The 21,696-nt window shown below is 38.1% G+C and carries 28 protein-coding genes and 1 tRNA gene; 3 read left to right on the forward strand and 26 right to left on the reverse strand.

Going from position 1 to position 21,696, the window contains the following annotated elements:
* Nucleotides 1-60: 60 nt before the first annotated feature.
* The 12 genes from ACWPVF_RS05360 to ACWPVF_RS05415 form a co-directional block, all read right to left on the reverse strand.
* Complete coding sequence (locus tag ACWPVF_RS05360) at nt 61-255, reverse strand: hypothetical protein (RefSeq protein ID WP_454385111.1); 195 nt, start codon at nt 253-255, stop codon at nt 61-63.
* Nucleotides 256-375: 120 nt separating this feature from the next.
* Nucleotides 376-1,113, reverse strand: a complete 738-nt coding sequence (locus ACWPVF_RS05365) for a hypothetical protein (protein WP_454385113.1) — start codon at nt 1,111-1,113, stop codon at nt 376-378.
* 297 nt (nt 1,114-1,410) lie between these two features.
* Nucleotides 1,411-1,932, reverse strand: a complete 522-nt coding sequence (locus tag ACWPVF_RS05370) for a hypothetical protein (protein WP_454385115.1) — start codon at nt 1,930-1,932, stop codon at nt 1,411-1,413.
* 167 nt (nt 1,933-2,099) lie between these two features.
* Nucleotides 2,100-3,080: a hypothetical protein gene (locus tag ACWPVF_RS05375; protein ID WP_454385117.1), complete on the reverse strand. Its 981-nt coding sequence runs from the start codon at nt 3,078-3,080 to the stop codon at nt 2,100-2,102.
* Between the two features lie 60 nt (nt 3,081-3,140).
* Nucleotides 3,141-3,803, reverse strand: coding sequence for a DUF443 family protein (locus ACWPVF_RS05380; RefSeq protein ID WP_454385119.1), 663 nt, complete (start codon nt 3,801-3,803; stop codon nt 3,141-3,143).
* A 2-nt stretch (nt 3,804-3,805) separates the two neighbouring features.
* The gene (locus ACWPVF_RS05385) at nt 3,806-4,450 is read right to left on the reverse strand and encodes a DUF443 family protein (protein ID WP_454385121.1); all 645 of its coding nucleotides are present in this window, start codon (nt 4,448-4,450) and stop codon (nt 3,806-3,808) included.
* Between the two features lie 202 nt (nt 4,451-4,652).
* Nucleotides 4,653-4,724: transfer RNA gene (locus ACWPVF_RS05390), tRNA-Arg, on the reverse strand.
* A 44-nt stretch (nt 4,725-4,768) separates the two neighbouring features.
* Nucleotides 4,769-5,116 carry a 50S ribosomal protein L19 gene (gene rplS / locus ACWPVF_RS05395; RefSeq protein WP_001068669.1) on the reverse strand — a complete coding sequence of 116 codons (348 nt, stop codon included), beginning with the start codon at nt 5,114-5,116 and terminating at the stop codon, nt 4,769-4,771.
* A gap of 118 nt (nt 5,117-5,234) precedes the next feature.
* Nucleotides 5,235-5,564, reverse strand: a complete 330-nt coding sequence (gene crcB / locus ACWPVF_RS05400; RefSeq protein ID WP_454385123.1) for a fluoride efflux transporter CrcB — start codon at nt 5,562-5,564, stop codon at nt 5,235-5,237.
* Nucleotides 5,558-5,932 carry a fluoride efflux transporter CrcB gene (gene crcB, locus ACWPVF_RS05405; protein ID WP_414307450.1) on the reverse strand — a complete coding sequence of 125 codons (375 nt, stop codon included), beginning with the start codon at nt 5,930-5,932 and terminating at the stop codon, nt 5,558-5,560. Before crcB (ACWPVF_RS05405) ends, crcB (ACWPVF_RS05400) begins: the two co-directional genes overlap by 7 nt.
* A complete protein-coding gene (locus tag ACWPVF_RS05410) occupies nt 5,929-6,195 on the reverse strand; it encodes a chorismate mutase (protein ID WP_303942613.1) in 267 nt (88 codons plus the stop codon). Before ACWPVF_RS05410 ends, crcB (ACWPVF_RS05405) begins: the two co-directional genes overlap by 4 nt.
* 115 nt (nt 6,196-6,310) lie before the next feature.
* Nucleotides 6,311-6,754 carry a flavodoxin gene (locus ACWPVF_RS05415; RefSeq protein WP_251935818.1) on the reverse strand — a complete coding sequence of 148 codons (444 nt, stop codon included), beginning with the start codon at nt 6,752-6,754 and terminating at the stop codon, nt 6,311-6,313.
* Between the two features lie 103 nt (nt 6,755-6,857).
* Between ACWPVF_RS05415 and ACWPVF_RS05420 the strand changes: the two genes are divergently transcribed.
* Both ACWPVF_RS05420 and ACWPVF_RS05425 read left to right on the forward strand, forming a co-directional pair.
* Complete coding sequence (locus ACWPVF_RS05420; RefSeq protein WP_414307451.1) at nt 6,858-7,796, forward strand: DHH family phosphoesterase; 939 nt, start codon at nt 6,858-6,860, stop codon at nt 7,794-7,796.
* Nucleotides 7,797-7,888: 92 nt separating this feature from the next.
* Complete coding sequence (locus ACWPVF_RS05425) at nt 7,889-8,131, forward strand: type B 50S ribosomal protein L31 (RefSeq protein WP_000710764.1); 243 nt, start codon at nt 7,889-7,891, stop codon at nt 8,129-8,131.
* A gap of 211 nt (nt 8,132-8,342) precedes the next feature.
* Here ACWPVF_RS05425 and ACWPVF_RS05430 read toward each other — a convergent pair whose 3' ends face one another.
* The 4 genes from ACWPVF_RS05430 to ACWPVF_RS05445 form a co-directional block, all read right to left on the reverse strand.
* The gene (locus ACWPVF_RS05430) at nt 8,343-8,618 is read right to left on the reverse strand and encodes an HU family DNA-binding protein (protein WP_004253345.1); all 276 of its coding nucleotides are present in this window, start codon (nt 8,616-8,618) and stop codon (nt 8,343-8,345) included.
* 106 nt (nt 8,619-8,724) lie between these two features.
* Nucleotides 8,725-9,561 carry a DegV family protein gene (locus ACWPVF_RS05435; RefSeq protein WP_414307452.1) on the reverse strand — a complete coding sequence of 279 codons (837 nt, stop codon included), beginning with the start codon at nt 9,559-9,561 and terminating at the stop codon, nt 8,725-8,727.
* A gap of 179 nt (nt 9,562-9,740) precedes the next feature.
* Entirely contained in the window at nt 9,741-10,973 is a 1,233-nt protein-coding gene (locus tag ACWPVF_RS05440) for a tetratricopeptide repeat protein (RefSeq protein WP_414307453.1), read from the reverse strand.
* Nucleotides 10,963-12,126 (reverse strand): AI-2E family transporter, encoded by a 1,164-nt coding sequence (locus tag ACWPVF_RS05445; protein WP_454385127.1) that lies wholly within the window; start codon nt 12,124-12,126, stop codon nt 10,963-10,965. Before ACWPVF_RS05445 ends, ACWPVF_RS05440 begins: the two co-directional genes overlap by 11 nt.
* Nucleotides 12,127-12,314: 188 nt before the next feature.
* On the opposite strand from ACWPVF_RS05445, the gene ACWPVF_RS05450 reads away from it, so the two are divergent.
* The gene (locus ACWPVF_RS05450; RefSeq protein WP_454385129.1) at nt 12,315-13,328 is read left to right on the forward strand and encodes a lactonase family protein; all 1,014 of its coding nucleotides are present in this window, start codon (nt 12,315-12,317) and stop codon (nt 13,326-13,328) included.
* 42 nt (nt 13,329-13,370) lie between these two features.
* Here the strand turns inward: ACWPVF_RS05450 and ACWPVF_RS05455 are convergent, their stop codons facing one another.
* The 10 genes from ACWPVF_RS05455 to ACWPVF_RS05500 form a co-directional block, all read right to left on the reverse strand.
* Nucleotides 13,371-13,790, reverse strand: a complete 420-nt coding sequence (locus tag ACWPVF_RS05455) for a F0F1 ATP synthase subunit epsilon (protein WP_006148659.1) — start codon at nt 13,788-13,790, stop codon at nt 13,371-13,373.
* A gap of 10 nt (nt 13,791-13,800) precedes the next feature.
* Complete coding sequence (atpD, locus tag ACWPVF_RS05460; RefSeq protein ID WP_373074602.1) at nt 13,801-15,207, reverse strand: F0F1 ATP synthase subunit beta; 1,407 nt, start codon at nt 15,205-15,207, stop codon at nt 13,801-13,803.
* 191 nt (nt 15,208-15,398) lie between these two features.
* A complete protein-coding gene (locus tag ACWPVF_RS05465) occupies nt 15,399-16,277 on the reverse strand; it encodes a F0F1 ATP synthase subunit gamma (RefSeq protein WP_004253324.1) in 879 nt (292 codons plus the stop codon).
* 15 nt (nt 16,278-16,292) lie between these two features.
* Nucleotides 16,293-17,798 carry a F0F1 ATP synthase subunit alpha gene (atpA, locus tag ACWPVF_RS05470; RefSeq protein ID WP_414307456.1) on the reverse strand — a complete coding sequence of 502 codons (1,506 nt, stop codon included), beginning with the start codon at nt 17,796-17,798 and terminating at the stop codon, nt 16,293-16,295.
* A 14-nt stretch (nt 17,799-17,812) separates the two neighbouring features.
* Nucleotides 17,813-18,349 carry a F0F1 ATP synthase subunit delta gene (locus ACWPVF_RS05475; RefSeq protein ID WP_454385132.1) on the reverse strand — a complete coding sequence of 179 codons (537 nt, stop codon included), beginning with the start codon at nt 18,347-18,349 and terminating at the stop codon, nt 17,813-17,815.
* On the reverse strand, nt 18,349-18,843 hold the full coding sequence (atpF, locus tag ACWPVF_RS05480) for a F0F1 ATP synthase subunit B (RefSeq protein WP_004253314.1): 495 nt from the start codon (nt 18,841-18,843) through the stop codon (nt 18,349-18,351). Before atpF ends, ACWPVF_RS05475 begins: the two co-directional genes overlap by 1 nt.
* 18 nt (nt 18,844-18,861) lie before the next feature.
* Nucleotides 18,862-19,578 carry a F0F1 ATP synthase subunit A gene (gene atpB, locus ACWPVF_RS05485; protein WP_004253312.1) on the reverse strand — a complete coding sequence of 239 codons (717 nt, stop codon included), beginning with the start codon at nt 19,576-19,578 and terminating at the stop codon, nt 18,862-18,864.
* Nucleotides 19,579-19,610: 32 nt separating this feature from the next.
* On the reverse strand, nt 19,611-19,811 hold the full coding sequence (locus ACWPVF_RS05490; RefSeq protein ID WP_045591509.1) for a F0F1 ATP synthase subunit C: 201 nt from the start codon (nt 19,809-19,811) through the stop codon (nt 19,611-19,613).
* Between the two features lie 228 nt (nt 19,812-20,039).
* On the reverse strand, nt 20,040-20,351 hold the full coding sequence (locus tag ACWPVF_RS05495; protein WP_414307458.1) for a CHY zinc finger protein: 312 nt from the start codon (nt 20,349-20,351) through the stop codon (nt 20,040-20,042).
* 13 nt (nt 20,352-20,364) lie between these two features.
* Nucleotides 20,365-21,651 carry a peptidase U32 family protein gene (locus ACWPVF_RS05500; RefSeq protein WP_075228700.1) on the reverse strand — a complete coding sequence of 429 codons (1,287 nt, stop codon included), beginning with the start codon at nt 21,649-21,651 and terminating at the stop codon, nt 20,365-20,367.
* Between the last annotated feature and the right edge of the window lie 45 nt (nt 21,652-21,696).

A 21,696-nucleotide genomic window follows, 5' to 3' on the forward strand; every position in this document is an offset into this window, starting at 1 on the left:
CCAAAAAGTTTACAAATAAACATAACTTTTGGAGGCTGGAGATTATCAGATGAATCTGACTTACTCCTTCAACACTCCTACTTTTATATCTGTATAGAATTTTTCATTAATTGCTGTTGTAAAAAAGAAGGAAGGGGTCAACTCTTTATAATCTCGAAAACGAATATAGCCTGCTAAAAAGTCGATTCCTTCTCTCACTGATTCATCATATGGTTCCAAAATTCTAGTTGAAACAGTATTTAAAACTTTAGACATACTGTGATACAAAAGACTTTCGACAAAGAATCTTCGATATACTCTTCTTCAACTGAATATACTGTGTAATTCTTTAAGATAACATTCCTATACTGTTTATCTAAGTATTATATAACGTTTTTAAATAATATCTGAAATCTCATTAATGGGATGCTTTTTCACATAAATAGCTGCATAAACTGCATCTACCATGACAGCAGGCAAAGTCAAGGTCAACAAAATTCCCAATAAAATTCCAAAGGCATTCTGAATATAGCCCGTTAAGAGGGAAGGAATAATTGTTGCCCCAGCAAAAGCTATTGCAAAATTATTCCACCACGTTTTCTTTCTATCTCCTTCTTTTACTTGATTGAAAGCCCAGACTTTACCCTGGTTCTTTGGAAGATAATACCAAGTATAGAGGGTACAAACAAATATAAAAAGAAAAAGCATCAACACTACATAAAATGGAGTGAGAGGGGACTGATATATTCCCTCTATACTATTTGAATCTCCTACTGTTATAAACATTAACATTCCGATAAAATTGGTCCAAACTAATGTCGTCCAAGTAAGTAAAGCAATCATTATATATGTTAAAAATTTAAATCGATTGATTAAAAACTTAGAAAAACCAAACAACATACTGACAACATTAAGAATGATACAAGTCAAGAATAGAACTTTAATCCCTCCCTGACGACTTCCTGTTTCACCTATAAGTCCCCAGTAAAAGAAAAAGGAACAAAATGGTAAATTAATCCATGGATATAGCTTAATATAACCTAAACTAACGCCATGTGTGATCAAAGGACCGTGGTATCTCTCGTCTTCTATGCTAGTAATCTTTGATTTATTTTTTCTATTTATCTTTGCCATTAGCTAAACCACCCTTCTATTGCTTTTAAGCCATTGCCAATTGCATCCTTAGCAACATCCGCTACAGATTAATTATTTAATTCCTTAAATTAAAAGTCATTCATAAACCATCCAATGGCTGCACCTAGTCCTAAACCTACAACTATTCCTTCAACTGATGATTTGGCAAGACGTATCATTTTTCATCTCGAAAATAAAGATATAAATATGTGCCAGACAATAAAATTATGGATAAAAGAATAACAACTGTAGCAAATAAAAATAACATGGTTTCTGTTGTCACATTCTTCTCCTAACTTAGTCAACACTCTTCGCATCTGACATCGAAAGTTTCATCTTGGAAAGATCTGACATCGAGTCAACAATCTCCAATTGCTCTGAATTTAATGGTAACAAAATTAACGTGGTTGTATAAGAAGGTAATTCTCCGCTATCCTTGATAGCATAACTTATTTTTTGATTGTCAAAAATAATTTTTCCATCGTAAGACCAACTCAGTGAAAACTCTAAATCTTTTTTGATATCTACATCTGTCTTGTTAACCAACATTAGCGCTGCTCTACCATCTGAGACAGCACCTGTAAAATAGATAGCCATATTTCCTTTACTACCAATTTCTGGATGTTCTTCGGTTAATTTTTTTCCAAGTTCAATCAATTCAGATGTTTTACCTTCATATTGGGGTGCTACAACAAATTTCAATTTTTTATCCTCAGTTATAACTGTATTACTTTTACTAGTCTCATTTTTTCCAGTTTTATTCCCGTTTGAGCAACCTCCAAGGATTAGCAACAAAATTATAAAAAGTACTTTCTTCATTTCTCTCTCCCAAAAACAACAAAATCTATGCCTATTATACCACAAAAAGAGAGCGGTTTCGCTCTTTATCTATTTCCATATACTCTTATAACATACAACTAGCATCTTGTGAGCTAGAAGAAAAAATAAAGGTAAAGAAAAAGCAAGCACAATAGCTTGCTTGATAGTTATGGAATTAAGAATTGATTTTCATAATCTTTTGGGAGATCATAAGATATTTCTCCATTGCCATTACCAAATCGACTTTGATTAAAAATAGGAAATAGTTTGGAGTCATACTCAGTTTTTTCAGTTTTTATAGAAAAACGTTCTCTATCAAAACTAATAGTTGCAGCTACTGAGGGATCCTTAAAAACCGTTTGTTTCCCTTGGGAATACAAACTACAGTTTATAATAGCTACTTCTTCAGGATATTTCTCAAATCGAACATCAAAACGAATGTCTCTACCTATCGAAGGAGTGTATATTTGATGTTTACTTACACTTACACTGATACTTTGAATCTTTCCTAATTTCTGTTCCAATTCTGGGTCGTTTCTATACAGGTTGGTTTGGATAGCTAGTTTGAAATTTTCCTCATGTTCTTGTAGCCATCTGTTAAGTAAACCAATCATAATCTCTTTTTGAACTTTCCAGGATACATCCTTGCCTTTGTTAACAGAGGCATTCAAAAGATTATTCATCGTTTCATTCAATTTATCATACTCTCTCTTCCAATCCCATGAGGGATCACTTGATACCTCTACTACTGATAAGTACCATCTCCTCATAGTTTCAGGAGATTTATAAGGATTTGGTTTTATAAATGTAAAAGGACCTATACCAGCATCAGGAAAGACTAATTCTACTTTCATTGACTGCTTGCGATTATTATTAGCATAGGCTGTAAAGGAAATATGATAATTTCCACCTACATCTCCACCATTATCAAAGCCTCCACTGGCAGAACCTGGTAAAAGCGTCACTGACTTTATATATTGCCCTTGACTGTCTATGTCTGCAATAATTTCTCTCTTGATAGAATCCTCGTGATCATGAATAAACTTACCAGTGTTCCCAATCGGTACCCTAATAAACAAATAAGACAAAGCAAGAATCATAAAGGGAACGGAAATCGCAAAGAATATCCACTTGTTCGATTTTAACATACTATCTCCTGATGCTCATTAAAAATTAGCTATAAAACAGCGTTTATATTGTTTTTTAACTTATAACTTCTCTATTTTTTCAAAAATAATCTCTTGTTTTTCGTAACTTTCTCGGAGTGGTAACATACCTAAGATAACCGTAAAGAAACCGAAAAATAAAATACCGTTAATGATAAGGATAGAGGCCTCTGTCCCATTATCAGTAAATATATAAAATGCTAAGCATCCTATAACTGCAACAAAAAGAATAGGCAGAAGTTTATACAGTTTTAACTGACGTTGTGAGCTTGCTAATTTGAAAACTATTTGATACTTCGTTTCTTTACTTGAAAGCTTTTGTTGAAGATTACGTCGAACCACAAAAGCAATGAACCTGAAAGTAAGATAAGCTAAGACAATAGAGAGGAAAAACAATCCTAATTTAAAAGAAATATTATGGCTAATGTCATAACTCTTAAAAGCATTCGTAACAATCCCATAACCAGCTCCCCCTATTGCTACACCTATTCCAATACCAAGAGATTTGCTCATAGTTGGAGCTAAGCTCTCAAAACTCGTATCTCTTTTATCTAACTTTAAGCATTTAGCTGTGATTTCACTAGGAAGAGAACCCCAGAAATAAGTTTTAGGACTAATGCTGGTCATATCCAAAAGATATTTATCACCTTTAAATTCTACAATTTTATGAAACGTTTTATTTGTTTCTTTAAATTTTAATTCCATATTTACAACTCTTCGATTTCAGTTAATATTAGTGTCTTATAATATGAGGGAACTTGTGGCATTCTCATCATTACAAAGTAAAACCAAGAAATTATACCATTAATAATCAACAAGACTCCTTCTGAGCCATCATTAATTCCCATAAAAAACATTAAACAAACAATATTAATTGCTAAAATCACATACCAATCAATCATTCGTTTACCTTTGGGTTCAAAAACAAGTCGACAGCGTTTACTATTTTGGGGAATTCTTGATTCAAACTTTCCAATCGCACTTTTTTCATAGAAGACAGCCATAAGATAAGACAAGAATAAGGAGAATGCAAACACACCTAATTTCAAAAAAAACTGTTGACTTATACCCCAATAAATGAATGCATCTTTTATAAGTCTATATGAGATAGCTACGAATGGCTGAACCATGATGACTAAAGCAGTAGACGATCCTATTGGTGTCTTAGATTTTATTCTAAAACTATCATTTGATGGAGATAGTTCAACCATTTCAGCACTAACTTCTTTAGGAAGTAAACCGAAAAAATAGGATTTGCCTTTTATGGAAGTAGGATCTAAGATATAATCTTTGTTCTTAAACTCAACGATTCTAAAAACTGCTATATTCGAATATTTAAATTTTAATTCCACATTTACCACCCAAACTACACCTATTCAGCGCAAAAGTGTCGAAAGTATTATCATAACACTAATAACCCAAAATAAGGCTTTTTTCATCTCTTTCTCCTAGACTTTCTATGTCCATTATACCACACCATGGATATCTTATGAAGTTGTTCAAAATTTGGTCAAAGAAAAAACACTGATGATTCAGTGTTTTTATGGCTAGTACTACTCCCTGCAGGAATCGAACCTGCAACTACTCCTTAGGAGGGAGTTGTTATATCCATTGAACTAAGGGAGCTAGAGAAAAACCCTGCCGTATGAGCAGAGTTTTTGTTCATCGAATTAACGACGGATTTCTTTGATACGAGCTGCCTTACCTTGAAGAGCACGCAAGTAGTACAATTTCGCACGACGTACTTTACCGTAACGAACAACTTCGATCTTTTCAACACGTGGAGTGTGGATTGGGAAGATACGTTCAACACCTACACCGTTAGAGATTTTACGAACTGTGTAGTTTTCTGAGATGCCAGCACCTTTACGTGCAATAACAACACCTTCAAAAATCTGGATACGTTCACGGTTTCCTTCGACAACTTTCGCGTGTACACGAACAGTGTCACCAGGACGGAATGAAGGGATATCTGTACGAAGTTGACCTTCAGTCAAGCTTTGGATTAATGGATTCATTTTATTCTCCTATCTTTGTCAATCTTGAGGAAACTTCCTCAGCGGATAAACTGTATTTTTGTGCGTCCATTACACACAAGATACAGTTTATCAAATTTCCTAGAAAAAGTAAAGAAATTTAAAGCAAAATTCCCAAAAAAATCGCAAGCAAACCACCCAAGTAAGTCACAAGTAAATAACTATAAAATGTCTTCTTGTCATTGAGCAGTCTTTGGAGTTCATCATTCAAGGTTGAAAATGTCGTCAAGCCTCCACAAAAACCTGTTGCAAGAATAAGATAGACTTCTTTCGACTCCACATGATTGTAAAATAAGCCAATCAGAAAACAGCCCAGAATATTGGCTATGAGAGTTCCTAGAGGCAGTACTGAACCCTGATTATAGCGAGAAAAGAAATAACGCACAAGGGCGCCCAGTCCACAAGCCAGTGCTAGATAGATTACTACCATTTCTTCCTCCCTAGACAATAAGCAAATAGAAGCCCACCACCGATGCTCAAAAGTAAATAGATGACTAAGCTCAGATAGCGCCCTGTGTCCACTAATTTCACAGCGTCTAATAGTAGACTAGAAAATGTCGTTAAGCCACCACAGAACCCTGTTCCAAGCGCTAAAATGATGCCCTTACTAGTTCCTTTAGAAACCAGATAACCTTTTACAAGATAGACTAGGCAGAAAATCCCTAGATAATTGACAATCAATGTTCCCCAAGGGAAGTCTGGACTAGCTGGTAAGTATTTTGTAATCTGAAAACGAACTAGTCCTCCTAACATGGCGGCTAGAAAGATGCCTAGCGGATAGAATTGTTCTTTTTTCATTTGATTGTTTTATCCTGATAATCACGCGAACGTTTGAGAATATCTGAAAAAGTCTCAACAATTGTTTCTTCGTATTTTTTATTGCTGACGCGATTTCTAACCTTTTCAAAGATAGCTTCTTCTCTTTTAGTATCCAAAATTGGTTTTCCTGTAGACTTTTTATAAGCAACTACACCCTCAACTAGATGCATTCTTTCTTCTAAAAGTTGAACGATTTGGTCATCAATTTGATCAATTTCTTGTCTAATAATATCTAAATCCATTGAGTCTCCTTCCTTATTTGAATCATTGTTTAAAAAGCTACTAAATAGGCAAGTTTTTCTCAGGCATATCTAATAAAAAACTGCACTGACATCTATCATCAGTGCAACTACATGCTTATCCCACTTTGGAAGCCAATTCTTCTGCAAATTGCTCTAAACGTTCAATATCTTCTTCTTCTGCAGATAGGTCTACTTTGACGCACTCTGAACCCTTTTCAGCTCCTGTCGCCACAAATACTCGGTCAAAGTCATCAACAGCTTTACAGAATTCATCGTAGAAAGTATCACCTGAACCAACTACACCATAGATTTTACCACTTAAGTTAAGGTCTGCTAGGTCTTCGTAGAAGTCCATCATTTCGTCTGGTAATTCTCCATCACCATAAGTATAGGTTGCTACAATGGCGATGTCTGCTTCTAAAAAGTCAGAAGCGTCAACTGTTGTACACTCATCAACATCGACATCTAATCCACATTCTCTTAATTTATCTGCTACAATATCTGCGATTTCTTCAGTATTACCGGTCATACTGGCAAATACAATTTTTGCTAATGCCATAAGGTCCTCCTCAATTAATCTTTCTCCATTATATCACATCTTTTTCATTTTAAAAATAAAAACTCTTATGCTACAATGAAATGAGAAAGAATTGAGGTTCAATATGGAAATTTGTCACCAAATTTTAGAAAAAATCAAAGCATACGATACTATTATCATTCACCGCCATATGAAACCAGATCCAGACGCCTTGGGTAGTCAGGTAGGATTAAAAGCCTTACTTGAGCATCATTTTCCTGAAAAAACTATCAAAGCCGTGGGTTTCAATGAACCAACCTTATCTTGGTTAGCTGAAATGGATCAAGTAGATGACACAGACTATCAAGATGCCCTTGCCATTATCTGTGACACAGCAAATACAGCTCGTATCGATGATAAACGATATACTCAAGCTGAGACTATTATTAAGATTGACCACCATCCAAACGACGAAGTCTACGGTGATTTAGTTTGGGTAGATACTAATTCAAGCAGTGCGAGTGAAATGATTGCGCTCTTTGCTGAAGCAACTAACTTAGAATTGTCCGACTACGCTGCCAAAATGCTCTGCGCTGGAATTATTGGTGATACCGGCCGTTTCCTCTACCCTTCTACTTCTGCACGTACGCTTCGTATTGCAAGTAAACTCAGAGAACATAACTTTGACTACGCTGAATTAACTCGCAAAATGGATACTATGAGCTTTAAGATTGCCAAACTCCAAGGTTATGTCTATGATCACTTAGAAGTTGATGAAAAGGGTGCCGCTCGTGTCATTCTTACTCAAGAAATTTTGAAGAAATATGACGTTACTGATGCTGAAACAGCTGCTATCGTCGGAGCTCCAGGCCGTATCGATACTGTTAGCCTTTGGGGAATCTTTGTGGAGCAATCAGATGGTCACTATCGTGTACGTCTTCGCAGTAAATTTGTCCCAATCAATGAAGTCGCAAAAGAACATGACGGCGGTGGACATCCACTTGCTAGCGGAGCAAATTCTTATAGTGTAGAAGAGAATGAGCTCATCTACCAAAAATTAAAAAACTTACTGAAAAATAGATAAAAAGCTTGCCAAACTTTTCAGAATCTGATAGACTAGTATAGTAACAATCTATGGCTCGCAAAGAGACCATGGCAGAAAGGAAATATTGCAAAATGAAAAAAGATATCCATCCAGAATATCGCCCAGTTGTCTTCATGGACACAACTACTGGTTACCAATTCCTTAGCGGTTCAACAAAACGCTCTAATGAAACAGTTGAGTTCGAAGGCGAAACTTACCCATTGATCCGTGTGGAAATTTCATCAGACTCACACCCATTCTACACTGGACGTCAAAAGTTCACTCAAGCAGATGGACGCGTGGATCGTTTCAACAAAAAATACGGTCTCAAATAATCAACCGCATCACTTGCATAAGGTTGAACGAAAACAACTCCGATTCGGAGTTGTTTTTTTGTTTCTTTTATTTTCTAGGCTTTAATTTTATTATAGCTTATAATACTCCCAATTCTTATTTCTACTTCTCCTTTCGTAACAAGTCCTCTATAAAACAAAAAAACCTACTAACCAAGCTTGACGCTTGATTAATAGGTTTTTTATAAAATCATTATTTAACGGCTTCTTTAAGAGCTTTACCAGCTTTGAATGCTGGAACTTTAGAAGCTTTGATTTTGATTTCTTTACCAGTTTGTGGGTTGCGACCTTTACGAGCTGCACGTTTACGAACTTCGAAGTTACCAAAACCGATCAATTGAACTTTTTCACCAGCTGAAAGGAATTCAGTTACTGCTGCAAATACAGCGTCAACTGCTGCTGCTGAATCTTTCTTAGTCAATTCTGTAGCTTCTGCTACTTTAGCGATCAAATCTTGTTTGTTTGCCATGTTAATGAATCCTCCAAATAATTTCTAATTAACACTTATAATCATAACCTAAAATTCCTTTTAGGTCAAGTCAAAAACACCTTTTCTTTGATTTTTCTCAATTTTTTTAGGAATTATAATGAATTAAGATAGCCCAGGCGTTTTCTCCGGTATGAGTTTGGATAATAGAGCCTGTTTCTAGGACTGAAATTGGCTTTTCAACGTATGGTTGAAGCACCGCTTTCATCTCATTTGCCCATTCGTTAGTACCAGCATATGAAATGCCAATCTCGGCAACTGAACGTTGTGACAAAGTCTCTACTAACTCATCCAACCATTTTTTAAAGGTTTTAGCTCCACGTCCCTTAACAATTGGTTGAAGCTCATGGTCTTTCATTTGCATAACTACTCGAATATTCAGTAAAGAGCTCAACAACCCAGTAACACGGCCAATACGACCACCTTTTACAAGATTTTCTAAAGTTGAAACACCGATGTAGAGTTCAGTGTGATTTTTTACGTCCTCTACATGGGTTAGAATAGTTTCAAGGTCTTTTCCTTCTTGAGCTAGTTTGGCAGCTTCCACAACTTGGAACTTCAAGGCCTGATCTGTGAATGAACTATCCAAAACAGTGACATCTGCTGTTGACAAACTTGCTCCTTGACGAGCCGCTTCAACAGTTCCTGATAAAGCATGGGACATGTGAATAGCTAGAATCTGACTACCATCCTTACCCAAATCATCAAAAATTTCTGCAAAGAGTCCCACTGGTGGTTGACTAGTCTTAGGAAGATTTTTACTAGCTTGCATCAAGCGAAGAAATTCACCTTCTTCAAAATCTGCATCTGAATAGAGGACACTATCAATCATTACAGATAAAGGAACAATCGTAATATCTAATTCTTTGACCACTTCTGGTTCAATGGTAACAGACGAATCCGTTACAATTTTTACTTTTGACATAATTCAAATCTTTCTATTTTCAAATTTTGTGATTATTCTACTTAACTATAACAATTATATCAAAAAAAAACTAAAAATTCATACTGTATTTATCTATTTTAGTGCGATTCTTGATTTATTTTTTTGATGTGTATATAAAAAAAATAACCGCCCCTTTTCAGGCGATTATTATGGATATCTTACATTAAACGATTATATAATTCCTGCATCTGCATATCGTCTGGTACTAAGTGAAGATAAGATAGGATATATGTTTTTGCCTCTTCTAACTTCCCTAGTTCTCTTAATAAATAAATGTATTGTTCCAAGAACTCAGGATTATCCTTCAATTCTGTAGCGAGGTCTTTATAAAGCTCGTAAGCTGCGTCCAATTCCTCAGTCTCTTGGTAGCTACGGGCAATCATCCATTTTGTTAAGAGATTTTCAGGTTCATGCGCTTCTAAGGCTAAAATATCTTCATATCTCTCTTGTTCTTGGTAGATGGTCGCTAAGCGCAATAAAATCTCTTCTTGATCTTCAGCATTCTCTTGTGCTTGCAAAAGATAAGCTTCGGCTTGCTCTGGTTGATGCAATTCGTAAGATAACTGAGATGCGAGGAGCAATAAACGGGTTTCAAAAGGATTTTTTGCCAAACCCTGTTGAGCAATTTTAAGAGCTTCTTCCGTTTGATGTTCCTTATGAAGTGCCTGGCTATAGCCATACTCATATCCTTCGAAATCTGGAGAAATCGTATCTAATTGTTTAAAATATAAAGCTGCTTTTTGATAATCCTCTTGGTCAAAATAGAGACTCGCAAGTTCATAGGCTGTTTGATCATCATATTCTAACTCTAAGGCTTTTTCTAAAAACTCAACAGCTGATTCGAACTTTCCAAGTCTTGCATATGCTAGACCAATTCTCTGATAAGTCGAAATTCCTGTTTGATCATAGATAGCACGATTATCTAATTGAGCATAGCCTTTAATAGCCTCTAAATCGTTTCCTAGCTCGCTATCTAGTTCTGCTAGTCCAAATATCAAGAGTGGATCATCGGAGTAGCTACGAGCTTCTAAGAGCTTCTCACGCGCAACATCTGTCAATCCTTCCATCTGATATAAATCAGCCTTTAAGGCAAGAGCTGATACATACCATTCGCTCTCCGGACCAATATTCTCTAGATAGTCAAAAGCTTCTTCAATCAGTCCATCTTCGCCAGCGATTGCAGCTAGATTGATATAGACTTCTGGGAATTTCGGTGCTAATTTCTCATAAATTTGCCCTGCTTGTGGGTAGAAACCTATTCCTTCGAGATATGCAGCAAGTTCAAGAAGCATTTCATCTGAGTCTTCTTCTATTGCTTTTTGAAAATAGGAATCTGCTTTGGGCAAATCTTGTTGTTCTAAAGCCTCGAGCATTTGTTGACTATTGTTCACAATCAGTCTCCTCTACTGGTTCATAAAGTCCACTAACTCCTTTATACCAATCAAAAATTTCTGAGATCACTACTTTTGCAGAAGCGTAGATTGGAATACCTAGCAATACACCCCAAATACCAAACATAGATCCTGAAGTTAATAGAACAAACAGAATGGTGATTGGGTGAATATTGAGTTGGCTTCCTAGAATCAATGGCGATACGAAGCGTCCTTCAATGGTTTGCTCAACAATAAAGACGATAATAACCTTTAGGAGCATGACAGGACCAGCAATCAGTCCCAAAACAAGCGCTGGAATCATAGCAAGGAAACTACCTAGATAAGGAACTAGATTGAGAATACCAGCAGTAATACCTAAAGTAACAGCATACCGAAGTCCAATAATCTTGAACAAGATAATAAACATGATGGCCACGATAACGGCTACGGTAATTTGACCTCGCACATAATTAGCAAGTTGTTGGTTGACATCTGAAAGAACTTTACCGACTGGTTCTCTCAATTTATTTGGTAGAAATTGAGTAATATAGTCTCTTAGCCCTTTACCGTCTCGGAGGAGGTAAAAGAGCATAAATGGCATGATAATCAAAGCGACGATTACTTGAGAAGTTCCACTAATAAGAGCACTCACCCAGTTAACAGCTTTAGAAGAAATATTACTTGCCCATGCAGTTGCCTGAGTTGAAAATTGCGCTAAAACCTGCTCCAATTGAGGTCTAAAGTCATCTGGCAAACGCTTGGTTACGAGATCATCAATAACTTTATCAGCATCTTCGAGATAACTTGGGACATTTTGTGCAAAAATTACTACTTGACGTTGAAGGTTTGGAATTGCAACAGCTAGACCAATAATCAAGAGTACGGCAATAATGACGAAGATAATACTAATGGCTAAGACGCGGTTAATCTTGTACTTCTCCATCAGATCTACTAGTGGATTCAAGAGGTAGAAAAGTAGTCCCGATAAAATAACCGGCAACATGACTACTGATAAAAAGTCTATAACAGGGATAAATAAAAAGCTGATTTTACTGAGAATAAAAATATTCAGACCTAGTAACAAGGCCACCAAAAATACAGTAACAGCCTTATTATCTAAAAACCATTTAAAAAACCAAGATAAGGTAAAGTGTTTCTCTTTTTGTTCCATTTTTTCTTCCTTTCCTTTGTCCTAACATTATACCATGTTTTAAGAAAAATAAGGGGTTTTTATAGTGTTTTAAAAAAGGATAAATTTAGCTTTTTGGCAAGAGTCCAGGACCGTTTTATGAATTAGAATTTTCATCAAGTAGACCTTTTTATGTTATAATTGAAGTATATTTTTCTAGAGGTATGAATATGAAAGAAACAGTCTATTTTGGAACTTATACACGCCGTATTTCCCAAGGGATTTACAAGGCTGATTTTGATACGGAAACAGGCAAACTCTCAAATCTAGAGCTCTTTGCATTAGAACCAAGTCCAACCTATTTGGCCTTTGATCAAGACCAGCATTTATACACAGTTGGAAGCCATGATGGCAAAGGTGGAATTGCAGCCTACAAAACTGATGGTAGTCTCCTTAATCATGTCGTTGAAGATGGGGCTCCTCACTGTTATGTTGCAGTTGATGAGAAACGAGGGCTAGTCTATGGCGCTAACTATCATAAAGGTCAAGTTCTAGTCTATAAACGTAAAGAAGATGGCAGTCTTGAACTGGCAGACATTGACCAACATACTGGCCACGGACCACATGAAAACCAAGCTTCTCCTCACGTACACTACACAGATTTAACACCAGACCAATATTTAGTAACTTGTGACTTAGGTACTGACCAAGTTACTACCTACGATGTTAGTCCAGAAGGACAATTAAAGAAATTAGCAACCTACAATTCTAATCCTGGTGCTGGGGCTCGTCACCTTGTTTTCCACCACCACTACAAGATTGCTTATCTCATTTGCGAACTCAACAGTACGATTGAAGTATTGATTTACGATGGTGTTGGAGAATTTGAACAAATGCAGGTCATCTCAACCCTACCAGATGACTATGATGGTTTCAATGGAACTGCCGCTATTCGTCTCTCTAAAGATGGTAAATTCCTCTACGCTTCTAATCGAGGCCATGATTCTATCGCTGTTTATAGCATTTTAGCAGATGGAAGCTTAGAATTATTAGAGATTGTTCCAACGCATGGGAAAAATCCACGTGATTTTGATTTATCACCTGACCAAGAATTCCTTATCGCTGTTCACCAGGATTCTGATAATGCTACCGTTTTTAAACGCAATCCTGAAACTGGTAGACTTGCTGAACTTTCTAATGAATTCCAGGTACCTGAAGCAGTCTGCATTAGTTTTACTAAATAAGGCATAATAAAAAATGAACTTGATTAAACAAGTTCATTTTTTTTATAATTTATTTCCGACATTAATACGGTTAATAGCACGTTGCAATGCAATTTTAGCACGGCGCTCTTGGTCGATTAAGTGTTTGTCTTGTGCTTCTTCGATTTCACGTTCTGCACGAAGTTTAGCACGTTCTGCACGACTAACATCAATATCGCGCGCACGTTCAGCTGAGTCAGCAATAATGGTAATGACATTATTAGCAATCTCAATGATTCCTCCGTTTACTGCTATCCAGTTCACATGAGTATCATCATCGATGCGTTTAACCTTTACTTCATCAACTGCTAGAACCGCAATCATATTTTCATGTCGTGGCAAGATCCCCATCTCACCATCCAGAGTTCGTACCGATACAAAGCTGGCATGGTGATCATAGACGAGGCCATCTGGTGTCACGATCTGGACAGTTAAATGAGCCATAGATCACCTCTTAAAATCCCATTTTTTCAGCCTTAGCAATAACATCTTCGATTGAACCTACTCCACGGAAGGCATCTTCTGGAAGGTGATCGTGTTTACCGTCAAGAATTTCCTTAAATCCACGAACTGTTTCAGCTACTGGAACATAAGATCCTGGTTGACCAGTAAATTGTTCCGCAACGTTGAAGTTTTGTGACAAGAAGAACTGAATACGGCGCGCACGAGCAACCAAAGTCTTTTCTTCATCAGAAAGTTCATCCATACCAAGGATGGCGATGATATCTTGCAACTCATGGTAACGTTGAAGCACACGTTTCACTTCTGCAGCTACTGCATAGTGCTCTTCTCCAACGATTTCAGGTGCCAAGGCACGTGAACTTGAAGCAAGTGGGTCAACGGCTGGGTAAATCCCCAATTGAACCAATTTACGTTCCAAGTTTGTTGTAGAATCCAAGTGAGCAAAAGCTGTTGCTGGCGCTGGGTCAGTATAGTCATCCGCTGGCACGTAGATGGCCTGGATAGAGGTTACAGACCCCTTCTTAGTTGAAGTGATACGTTCTTGCAATTGACCCATTTCAGTTGCGAGTGTTGGCTGGTAACCAACGGCTGATGGCATACGACCCAAAAGGGCAGATACTTCTGAACCAGCTTGTGTGAAACGGAAAATGTTGTCAATGAAGAGAAGAACGTCTTGACCTTCTACATCACGGAAGTATTCAGCGATTGTCAAACCAGTAAGGGCAACACGCATACGGGCTCCTGGTGGCTCATTCATCTGACCAAATACCATGGCTGTTTTTTCGATAACGCCTGATTCTTTCATTTCCCAGTAGAGGTCGTTCCCTTCACGAGTACGTTCCCCAACACCAGTAAATACTGAGATCCCACCGTGTTCTTGGGCAATGTTGTGAATCAATTCTTGGATCAATACGGTCTTACCAACTCCGGCACCACCGAAGAGTCCGACCTTACCACCTTTAAGGTAAGGGGCAAGAAGGTCGATAACCTTGATCCCTGTTTCTAGAATTTCTGAAGAGGTTGACAATTCATCAAAAGTTGGTGCTTTTTTATGAATTGGCTGACGCTCTGCATCTTCACCAAAAGGAGCTTCCAAGTCAATGGTATCTCCCAAAACGTTGAAGACACGTCCTAGAGTTTCTTTCCCAACTGGTACTGAGATTGGACGACCTGTGTCCAATACTTCCAAACCACGGGTCAAGCCATCAGTTGATTCCATAGCGATAGTACGAACCATACCATCTCCCAACTCCAAAGCTACTTCAAGGACGATTTTTGTTTTTCTTTCGTCATTTTTGTAGACGACAAGTGCATTATTAATCTCTGGTAGTTTCTCACCTGCTGCAAACATGACGTCTACAACGGGACCGATAACCTGAGCAATTTTACCTGAACTCATCTACTTCTCCTATTCTGTATAAGATACTGTCGGTTCCTAGCTCAACTAGGTCCTAATACTCTTCGAAAATCAAATTCAAACCACGTCAGCGTCGCCTTACCGTACTTAAGTACAGCCTGCGGCTAGCTTCCTAGTTTGCTCTTTGATTTTCATTGAGTATAAGTTCATTTTCATACGAGCTGGACTAGAGCCTATTCTAAAGCACTAGCTCCTGCTACGATTTCTGTAATTTCTTGTGTAATCGCCGCCTGTCTGGCACGGTTATACTGGATAGTCAAATCATTGATAACTTTTTTAGCATTATCTGTTGCTGTCTGCATTGCCGTCATCCCTGCCGCATTTTCAGCTGTCTTGGCATCAATTATAGCACCGTAAATCATACTTTCTGCAAACTGTGGCAATAGTTGATCCAAGATTTCTTCACGACTTGTTTCAAGCTCAAAAGTCAAGCTGTAGTTATCATCTGCTTCATTTGGATCCAAATCGACAATTGGAAGCATCTGCTCAACACGCATTTGACTTGTCAGTGTATTCACATGGTGGTTGTAGCAAACATAGAGCTCATCGAAAAGTTCATTTTGATACATTTCAATGGTTTTTGAGATAATCTTACGAACTTCATCGAAGCTTGGTTGACTTGCTAAACCACGCAATTCATAAATTGGCTGAATACCACGAGCTTTAAAGAAGTCTGCTCCCATACCACCGATACAGATGACTTCAAAATCATCACCTGAAGGATGGTATTCTTGTTGCAGTTCCATGACAGCCTTCAAGATTGAAGAGTTATATCCTCCAACAAGACCACGGTCAGATGTGATAACGATATAGCCTGTTTTTTTGACAGGGCGACTAATCAACATTGGATTCGTTGATCCGCCAGCGCCATCTCCGTGAAGGATATCTGTAAGGAGTTTGCGAACTTTTTGAGCATAGATTTGGAAGTTGCGTGCAGCTTCTTCAGAACGACCTAACTTAGCTGCAGAAACCATCTGCATCGCGTTAGTAATTTGACTAGTATTTTTCGTTGAGGCGATTTTTGTTTTAATATCATTTAGAGATACTGCCATCTGACACCTCTATTCTTATTGGAAGCTGGATTGGTTGAGAAACTCAGTAATCGCAGCATCCAAGACTGCTTCTTCTGGCAAGTCTTTTGTTTCACGAATAGTTTCCAAAATCTCTGGATGTTGCGCATCAAAGAAGGCATGGAATTCTTCCTCAAAACGAACAATATCATCAACTGATATAGTATCCAAGAATCCATGAGTCAAGGCATACAGAATGGTTACTTGTTTCTCAACAGGTAGTGGTTTATGAACAGGTTGTTTCAATACTTCTACAGTACGACGACCACGGTTCAATTTAGCCTGTGTCGCTGCATCCAAGTCTGAACCAAATTTGGTGAAGGCTTCCAACTCTCGGTATGAAGCAAGGTCGATACGAAGAGTACCAGCAACCTTCTTCATGGCTTTAATCTGAGCAGAACCACCAACACGAGATACAGAAGAACCTGCATCAATAGCCGGACGAATACCCGCATTAAAGAGACTATCACTTAGGAAGATTTGTCCATCCGTAATAGAGATTACGTTTGTGGCGATATAAGCTGAGATATCTCCAGCTTGTGTCTCGATAAATGGAAGAGCTGTGATAGATCCACCACCAAGCTCATCTGAAACCTTAGCAGAACGCTCAAGTAGACGGCTGTGAAGGTAGAAGACATCCCCTGGGAAGGCTTCACGACCTGGAGGACGACGAAGCAAGAGAGAAAGTTCACGATAAGCTACCGCTTGTTTAGATAAGTCATCATAAACGATCAACACATGTTTCCCTTGGTACATGAACTCTTCTGCAATAGCGACCCCTGCATAAGGTGCAAGGAAGAGCAATGGAGAAGGTTGTGAAGCTGAGGCTGTCACAACGATTGTGTAATCCAAGGCTCCGTACTGGCGAAGTGTTTCTACTTGTGTACGAACTGTTGATTCTTTTTGACCAATCGCTACATAGATACAGATCATATCTTGACCTTTTTGGTTCAAGATAGCGTCAATAGCGATAGTTGTCTTCCCTGTTTGACGGTCACCGATGATCAACTCACGTTGGCCACGACCGATTGGAACAAGGGCGTCAATAGCTTTCAAACCTGTTTGCAACGGTTCTGATACAGACTTACGTTGCATAACACCAGGAGCTGGTGCTTCAACTGGACGAGTTTTGTTTGTGTCGATTGGACCAAGTCCGTCTACAGGACGACCAAGTGGATCGACAACACGTCCAATTAAGCTATCGCCAACTGGAACTTCCATGATTTTCCCTGTACGACGAATAGTGTCGCCTTCACGGATATCTGTAAAGTCCCCGAGGATGATAATACCGACGTCTGTTGATTCCAAGTTTTGCGCCATACCATAAGAGCCATTTTCAAAAATCAACAGCTCACCACTCATAGCATTTTCGAGACCATGTGCACGTGCAATCCCGTCACCGATGTAGGTTACAACACCTGTTTCAGTTACATCAAAATTGGGTTTGAAATTTTCAATTTGTTGCTTAATTAAAGCGCTGATTTCTTGTGCGTTAATTGCCAAAAGAACACCACTTTCTATTTCAAATTTTCCTTAACAACTTTAAGTTGTTGTTTAATACTCACATCAATTGTCTTGTGATTGGCAAAAATAACAAAACCACCGATTAAACTATCGTCAATTTTTTCCTTAATGCTACGAACTTTTAGAGACATCTTTTTCTCGATTAGAGGAATTAGTCGTTCTTTCTGTTCATTAGTCAAAGGATGTGTAGACAAAATAGTCACTTCAAAACGATTGGTTTCTTTTTCAAGACGATTCAAGCAATCTACTATCACATCATAAAATAGGTTTGATCTGTAATTGTAAAGTAGAACCTCGATAAAGTTTTGCACTAAAGGTGACACAGAGTCTTGGAAAAAACGAACCGTTTTTTCTTTATCCGACTCATCTACTGCCACCTGAGCTAAAAAAGAAGGTAAGCCTGTTTCTTCAGCTACTTGCTTGATTTGAGACAAGTCTGAAAAAATAGAATCTTCTTCTCCTTTTTCAATCACTAATTGGACAAAAGGCATGCTGTATTTTTCAATTACCTTTAGAGTCTTTTTGTCCATTAAGCTTCTCCTAGCTGATCGATATACTGATCAATGAGTTCTTTATGGGCTTGACTGTCAAGGTTTTGAGAGATGATTTTTCCAGCTAGACTAATTGTTAAATCAGCTACATCTCCCTTAACGCTTTGTAAAGCTTCAGCTTTATTTTGAGCAATTTCTTGGTTGGCTTTTTCTTTTAAGCGCCCTGCTTCAAGTTTAGCTTCAGCCAAAATATCAGCTTTACTTTTCTCAGCTGTTTCCTTTGCATTCTCGATAATAGTTTTAGCTTCGGTACGGCTACCTGCTAACTCAGCTTCGCGTTTGCTAGCAAGTTCCTCTGCCTTTTTACGGGCTTCCTCGGCACCATCAATATCTGAAGAAATCTTTTCAGCGCGTTCATCTAAGACACTGGTAATATTTCCCCAAGCATATTTCTTCACTAAAAAGATCAATAAAAGGAAGGAACCAGCGATCAGAATAAAGTCACCAATAATGGTACTAATAGTTAAATCCATCTTCTAATCCTCCTCTACTTACTCTTCCCCTTCATTTATTTTTTTACCAATGTACATAGATGACAACATGGTAAATACATAAGCTTGAATACATGAAATGAAAATCGAAAAGGCTGTCCATAACATGTTTGCAATAAAGGCAAAAGGATACCAATACAAGGCATGTTGTGACAAGGCCAATAGCAATCCTGCTAAAACCTCACCGGCAAAAATATTTCCGTATATCCGAATCGCCAAGGAGGCAAAATTGGTGAACTCTTCTAAAATGTTCATCGGAGTCATGAAGCCAGGTGTAACAAATGCTCTCAAATATTCTTTAACGCCTCTACGACGAACTCCTTCTACATGCGCGATCAAAGTGATCAATAATGAGAGGGATAAATCGTATCCAAGGTTGGCTGTTGGAGAAGTCCACAAGTTATAACCGTTTGTTGTTTGTACCTTTGCCATTAAGCCAATATTATTGGCTACCAAGATAAACAAGAATAGAGAAAATAGGAACAAGGAATAGTCCTTGATGTATGAATCTCCAATGTTTGGTTTTGCAAAACTAACCACAAAGTCATAAATCATCTCAAGAGCATTTTGTTTGCCCTTTGGACGGATGGTCATTTTTCGACTTGCCCAGTAGACAAAGGCAAAAACCATCAAAACAGTTACAAGAGACATGGCAAGCAGGGTCAAATCAAAGGATATTGGTCCAATATTAACGGTTGGATTCAAACTTTCTTCCATGGTTTGACACCTCCATTTCTAAATAGAGTTGTCTATTTAATGACAAATGCCATCGCTAGGGTTACAAAGAAGGTACCTTCTACAAAGGCAACACCAAGAATTAAAAGGCTACGTAATTGGTTAATAATTTCAGGTTGACGAGCTGCAGACTTGAAGAGATTACTCATAATCATTCCTTCAGCAATAGATACACCCATACAGGCAAGACAAAGTCCGAAAAATGTTAAATTCATGACGAATTCTCCTTTTTTAAATTAATTTTACCTCCCTAGTTTAGTCCTAAAATTTGCTTTTGTCAACTTTTTACTAGTAATGAAAGCGTTTCGAATCATTTATTTCTAATTTTACGATTTTCAAGACAGTATATAGAAAATTTTATTGTTATTTCATACCACTTTCACTACCTTTCCTTGTTTTCTGAAAACAAAAAACCGAGTTTTACAACTCGGTTTTGTCAGTTCTTATCTGAAATAAATTGAGTAATGATTTTGACAAGCTGGATTAAAGAGTGCTGCACAATAAGGACAAGTGCCCGTCTCTGTATACTCTTCATACGTTAGTGTTTTCCCACAGGATCCACATAAGATAGGTTTATCCTCTTTCAGCCTTAAAGGATAGGGAGAAAATACGTGCGACTCTAGTTCATCATGACACTGATAACAGGCATAGTATTTCTTACACTCATAGCACTGCAGGGCTACGATATCCTTATCAGTATGGTAATGAACACATCTGCTTTCATGATCTACTAGTAATCCCTGAGCTTGAACCATTCTTTTTCCTTATCTAGGCACGAACTGTGACACTTGTTCCATCTTCTTTGTAAAGATTGATCAGGCCTTCTTTCAAAGCACGGACCATATCACCTGCTTCTACTGGTTGAGGAACCTTGATGGTCAAGAGTTCCATTGGGTTTGGTGCACGGTCGATTTTATTTCCTTTGGCATCATGAAGGTCTTCGATGTAGGTTTCAAAATGACGGAAACCTGGACCGTAAAACTCAACTTGGTCACCTTCGTTAATAACGTTACGTTGGCGAATAGTTGCTGTTTGTGTCGCATCATCATAAGCTACTACTTCAGCAACAAACTTGTATTCTGGAATCTTGCGACGAGCACCGAAAAGCTGTTCATTTTCAGATGGTGTTCCGTAGTAGAAACCTGTAGCCAATTCACGTTGGGCAACCTTCCACATTTCATCAATCAAGTCTTGCTTGATCGCTTCAAACTTTTCAGGGCTCTCGAGATAGGCATCAACAGCAGCCTTGTAGCAGTTTGTTACTGTTGAAACGTAGTGAATGGACTTCATACGACCTTCAATCTTAAGACTGTCTACGCCATTTTCAATCATATCTGGGATATGGTCAATCATAGACATATCAACAGCTGACATTGAGAATTCTTCAGGAATTTCTCCCTTGAGACTCTTACGTTCCTTACCAAATGGCATGTCGTAAAGATCGTATTTCCAACGACAAGATTGTGAACATCCACCACGGTTGGCATCGCGCATACTCATGTGGTTAGAAAGAGTACAACGACCAGAGTAGGAGATACACATAGCTCCATGTACGAAGGCTTCGATTTCAACATCTGTACGTTTGCGAATCTCTGCCAATTCTTCCATAGAAACCTCACGCGCCAAAACGACACGCGTCAAGCCAAGTTCTTTCCAGAATTCAAGGGTTTCGTAGTTAGTCGCACTAGCCTGGGTTGAAAGGTGGATTTCAAGTCCTGGTGCTTCTGTTGCAGCAATCATGATCAAGGCAGGGTCAGACACGATAACAGCCGCAATACCTATGTCACGCAACTTACGGAACCATTCACCGGCCCCTTCTTCGTTTCCTTCGTGCATGACCATATTAGCAGCTACATAAACCTTAGCACCGTACTTAGCTGCGAACTGTACTCCTTCTTCCATTTGTTCGAAAGTAAAGTTCCCTGCACGGCTACGAAGACCATAGGCTTGACCACCGATAAAGACAGCATCTGCTCCATATTGAACAGCTACTTTTAGTTTTTCAAGTGTTCCTGCAGGTGATAGAACCTCAGGACGTTTCAAAGTTTTTGTCATGTTTTCTCCTATTTGCAATATAAAAGTTTGACACTAATCTTTACC

The organism is Streptococcus sp. Marseille-Q7087, assembly GCF_965111935.1.

Excerpts from the sequence above, each read along its gene's own strand:
- ACWPVF_RS05360 (WP_454385111.1), bottom strand. The coding sequence starts at position 255 with ATGTCTAAAGTTTTAAATACTGTTTCAACTAGAATTTTGGAACCATAT.
- ACWPVF_RS05365 (WP_454385113.1), bottom strand. The coding sequence starts at position 1,113 with ATGGCAAAGATAAATAGAAAAAATAAATCAAAGATTACTAGCATAGAA.
- ACWPVF_RS05370 (WP_454385115.1), bottom strand. The coding sequence starts at position 1,932 with ATGAAGAAAGTACTTTTTATAATTTTGTTGCTAATCCTTGGAGGTTGC.
- ACWPVF_RS05375 (WP_454385117.1), bottom strand. The coding sequence starts at position 3,080 with ATGTTAAAATCGAACAAGTGGATATTCTTTGCGATTTCCGTTCCCTTT.
- ACWPVF_RS05380 (WP_454385119.1), bottom strand. The coding sequence starts at position 3,803 with ATGGAATTAAAATTTAAAGAAACAAATAAAACGTTTCATAAAATTGTA.
- rplS (WP_001068669.1), bottom strand. The coding sequence starts at position 5,116 with ATGAATCCATTAATCCAAAGCTTGACTGAAGGTCAACTTCGTACAGAT.
- crcB (WP_454385123.1), bottom strand. The coding sequence starts at position 5,564 with ATGGTAGTAATCTATCTAGCACTGGCTTGTGGACTGGGCGCCCTTGTG.
- crcB (WP_414307450.1), bottom strand. The coding sequence starts at position 5,932 with ATGAAAAAAGAACAATTCTATCCGCTAGGCATCTTTCTAGCCGCCATG.
- ACWPVF_RS05410 (WP_303942613.1), bottom strand. The coding sequence starts at position 6,195 with ATGGATTTAGATATTATTAGACAAGAAATTGATCAAATTGATGACCAA.
- ACWPVF_RS05415 (WP_251935818.1), bottom strand. The coding sequence starts at position 6,754 with ATGGCATTAGCAAAAATTGTATTTGCCAGTATGACCGGTAATACTGAA.
- ACWPVF_RS05420 (WP_414307451.1), top strand. The coding sequence starts at position 6,858 with ATGGAAATTTGTCACCAAATTTTAGAAAAAATCAAAGCATACGATACT.
- ACWPVF_RS05425 (WP_000710764.1), top strand. The coding sequence starts at position 7,889 with ATGAAAAAAGATATCCATCCAGAATATCGCCCAGTTGTCTTCATGGAC.
- ACWPVF_RS05430 (WP_004253345.1), bottom strand. The coding sequence starts at position 8,618 with ATGGCAAACAAACAAGATTTGATCGCTAAAGTAGCAGAAGCTACAGAA.
- ACWPVF_RS05435 (WP_414307452.1), bottom strand. The coding sequence starts at position 9,561 with ATGTCAAAAGTAAAAATTGTAACGGATTCGTCTGTTACCATTGAACCA.
- ACWPVF_RS05445 (WP_454385127.1), bottom strand. The coding sequence starts at position 12,126 with ATGGAACAAAAAGAGAAACACTTTACCTTATCTTGGTTTTTTAAATGG.
- ACWPVF_RS05450 (WP_454385129.1), top strand. The coding sequence starts at position 12,315 with ATGAAAGAAACAGTCTATTTTGGAACTTATACACGCCGTATTTCCCAA.
- ACWPVF_RS05455 (WP_006148659.1), bottom strand. The coding sequence starts at position 13,790 with ATGGCTCATTTAACTGTCCAGATCGTGACACCAGATGGCCTCGTCTAT.
- atpD (WP_373074602.1), bottom strand. The coding sequence starts at position 15,207 with ATGAGTTCAGGTAAAATTGCTCAGGTTATCGGTCCCGTTGTAGACGTC.
- ACWPVF_RS05465 (WP_004253324.1), bottom strand. The coding sequence starts at position 16,277 with ATGGCAGTATCTCTAAATGATATTAAAACAAAAATCGCCTCAACGAAA.
- ACWPVF_RS05475 (WP_454385132.1), bottom strand. The coding sequence starts at position 18,349 with ATGGACAAAAAGACTCTAAAGGTAATTGAAAAATACAGCATGCCTTTT.
- atpF (WP_004253314.1), bottom strand. The coding sequence starts at position 18,843 with ATGGATTTAACTATTAGTACCATTATTGGTGACTTTATTCTGATCGCT.
- atpB (WP_004253312.1), bottom strand. The coding sequence starts at position 19,578 with ATGGAAGAAAGTTTGAATCCAACCGTTAATATTGGACCAATATCCTTT.
- ACWPVF_RS05490 (WP_045591509.1), bottom strand. The coding sequence starts at position 19,811 with ATGAATTTAACATTTTTCGGACTTTGTCTTGCCTGTATGGGTGTATCT.
- ACWPVF_RS05495 (WP_414307458.1), bottom strand. The coding sequence starts at position 20,351 with ATGGTTCAAGCTCAGGGATTACTAGTAGATCATGAAAGCAGATGTGTT.
- ACWPVF_RS05500 (WP_075228700.1), bottom strand. The coding sequence starts at position 21,651 with ATGACAAAAACTTTGAAACGTCCTGAGGTTCTATCACCTGCAGGAACA.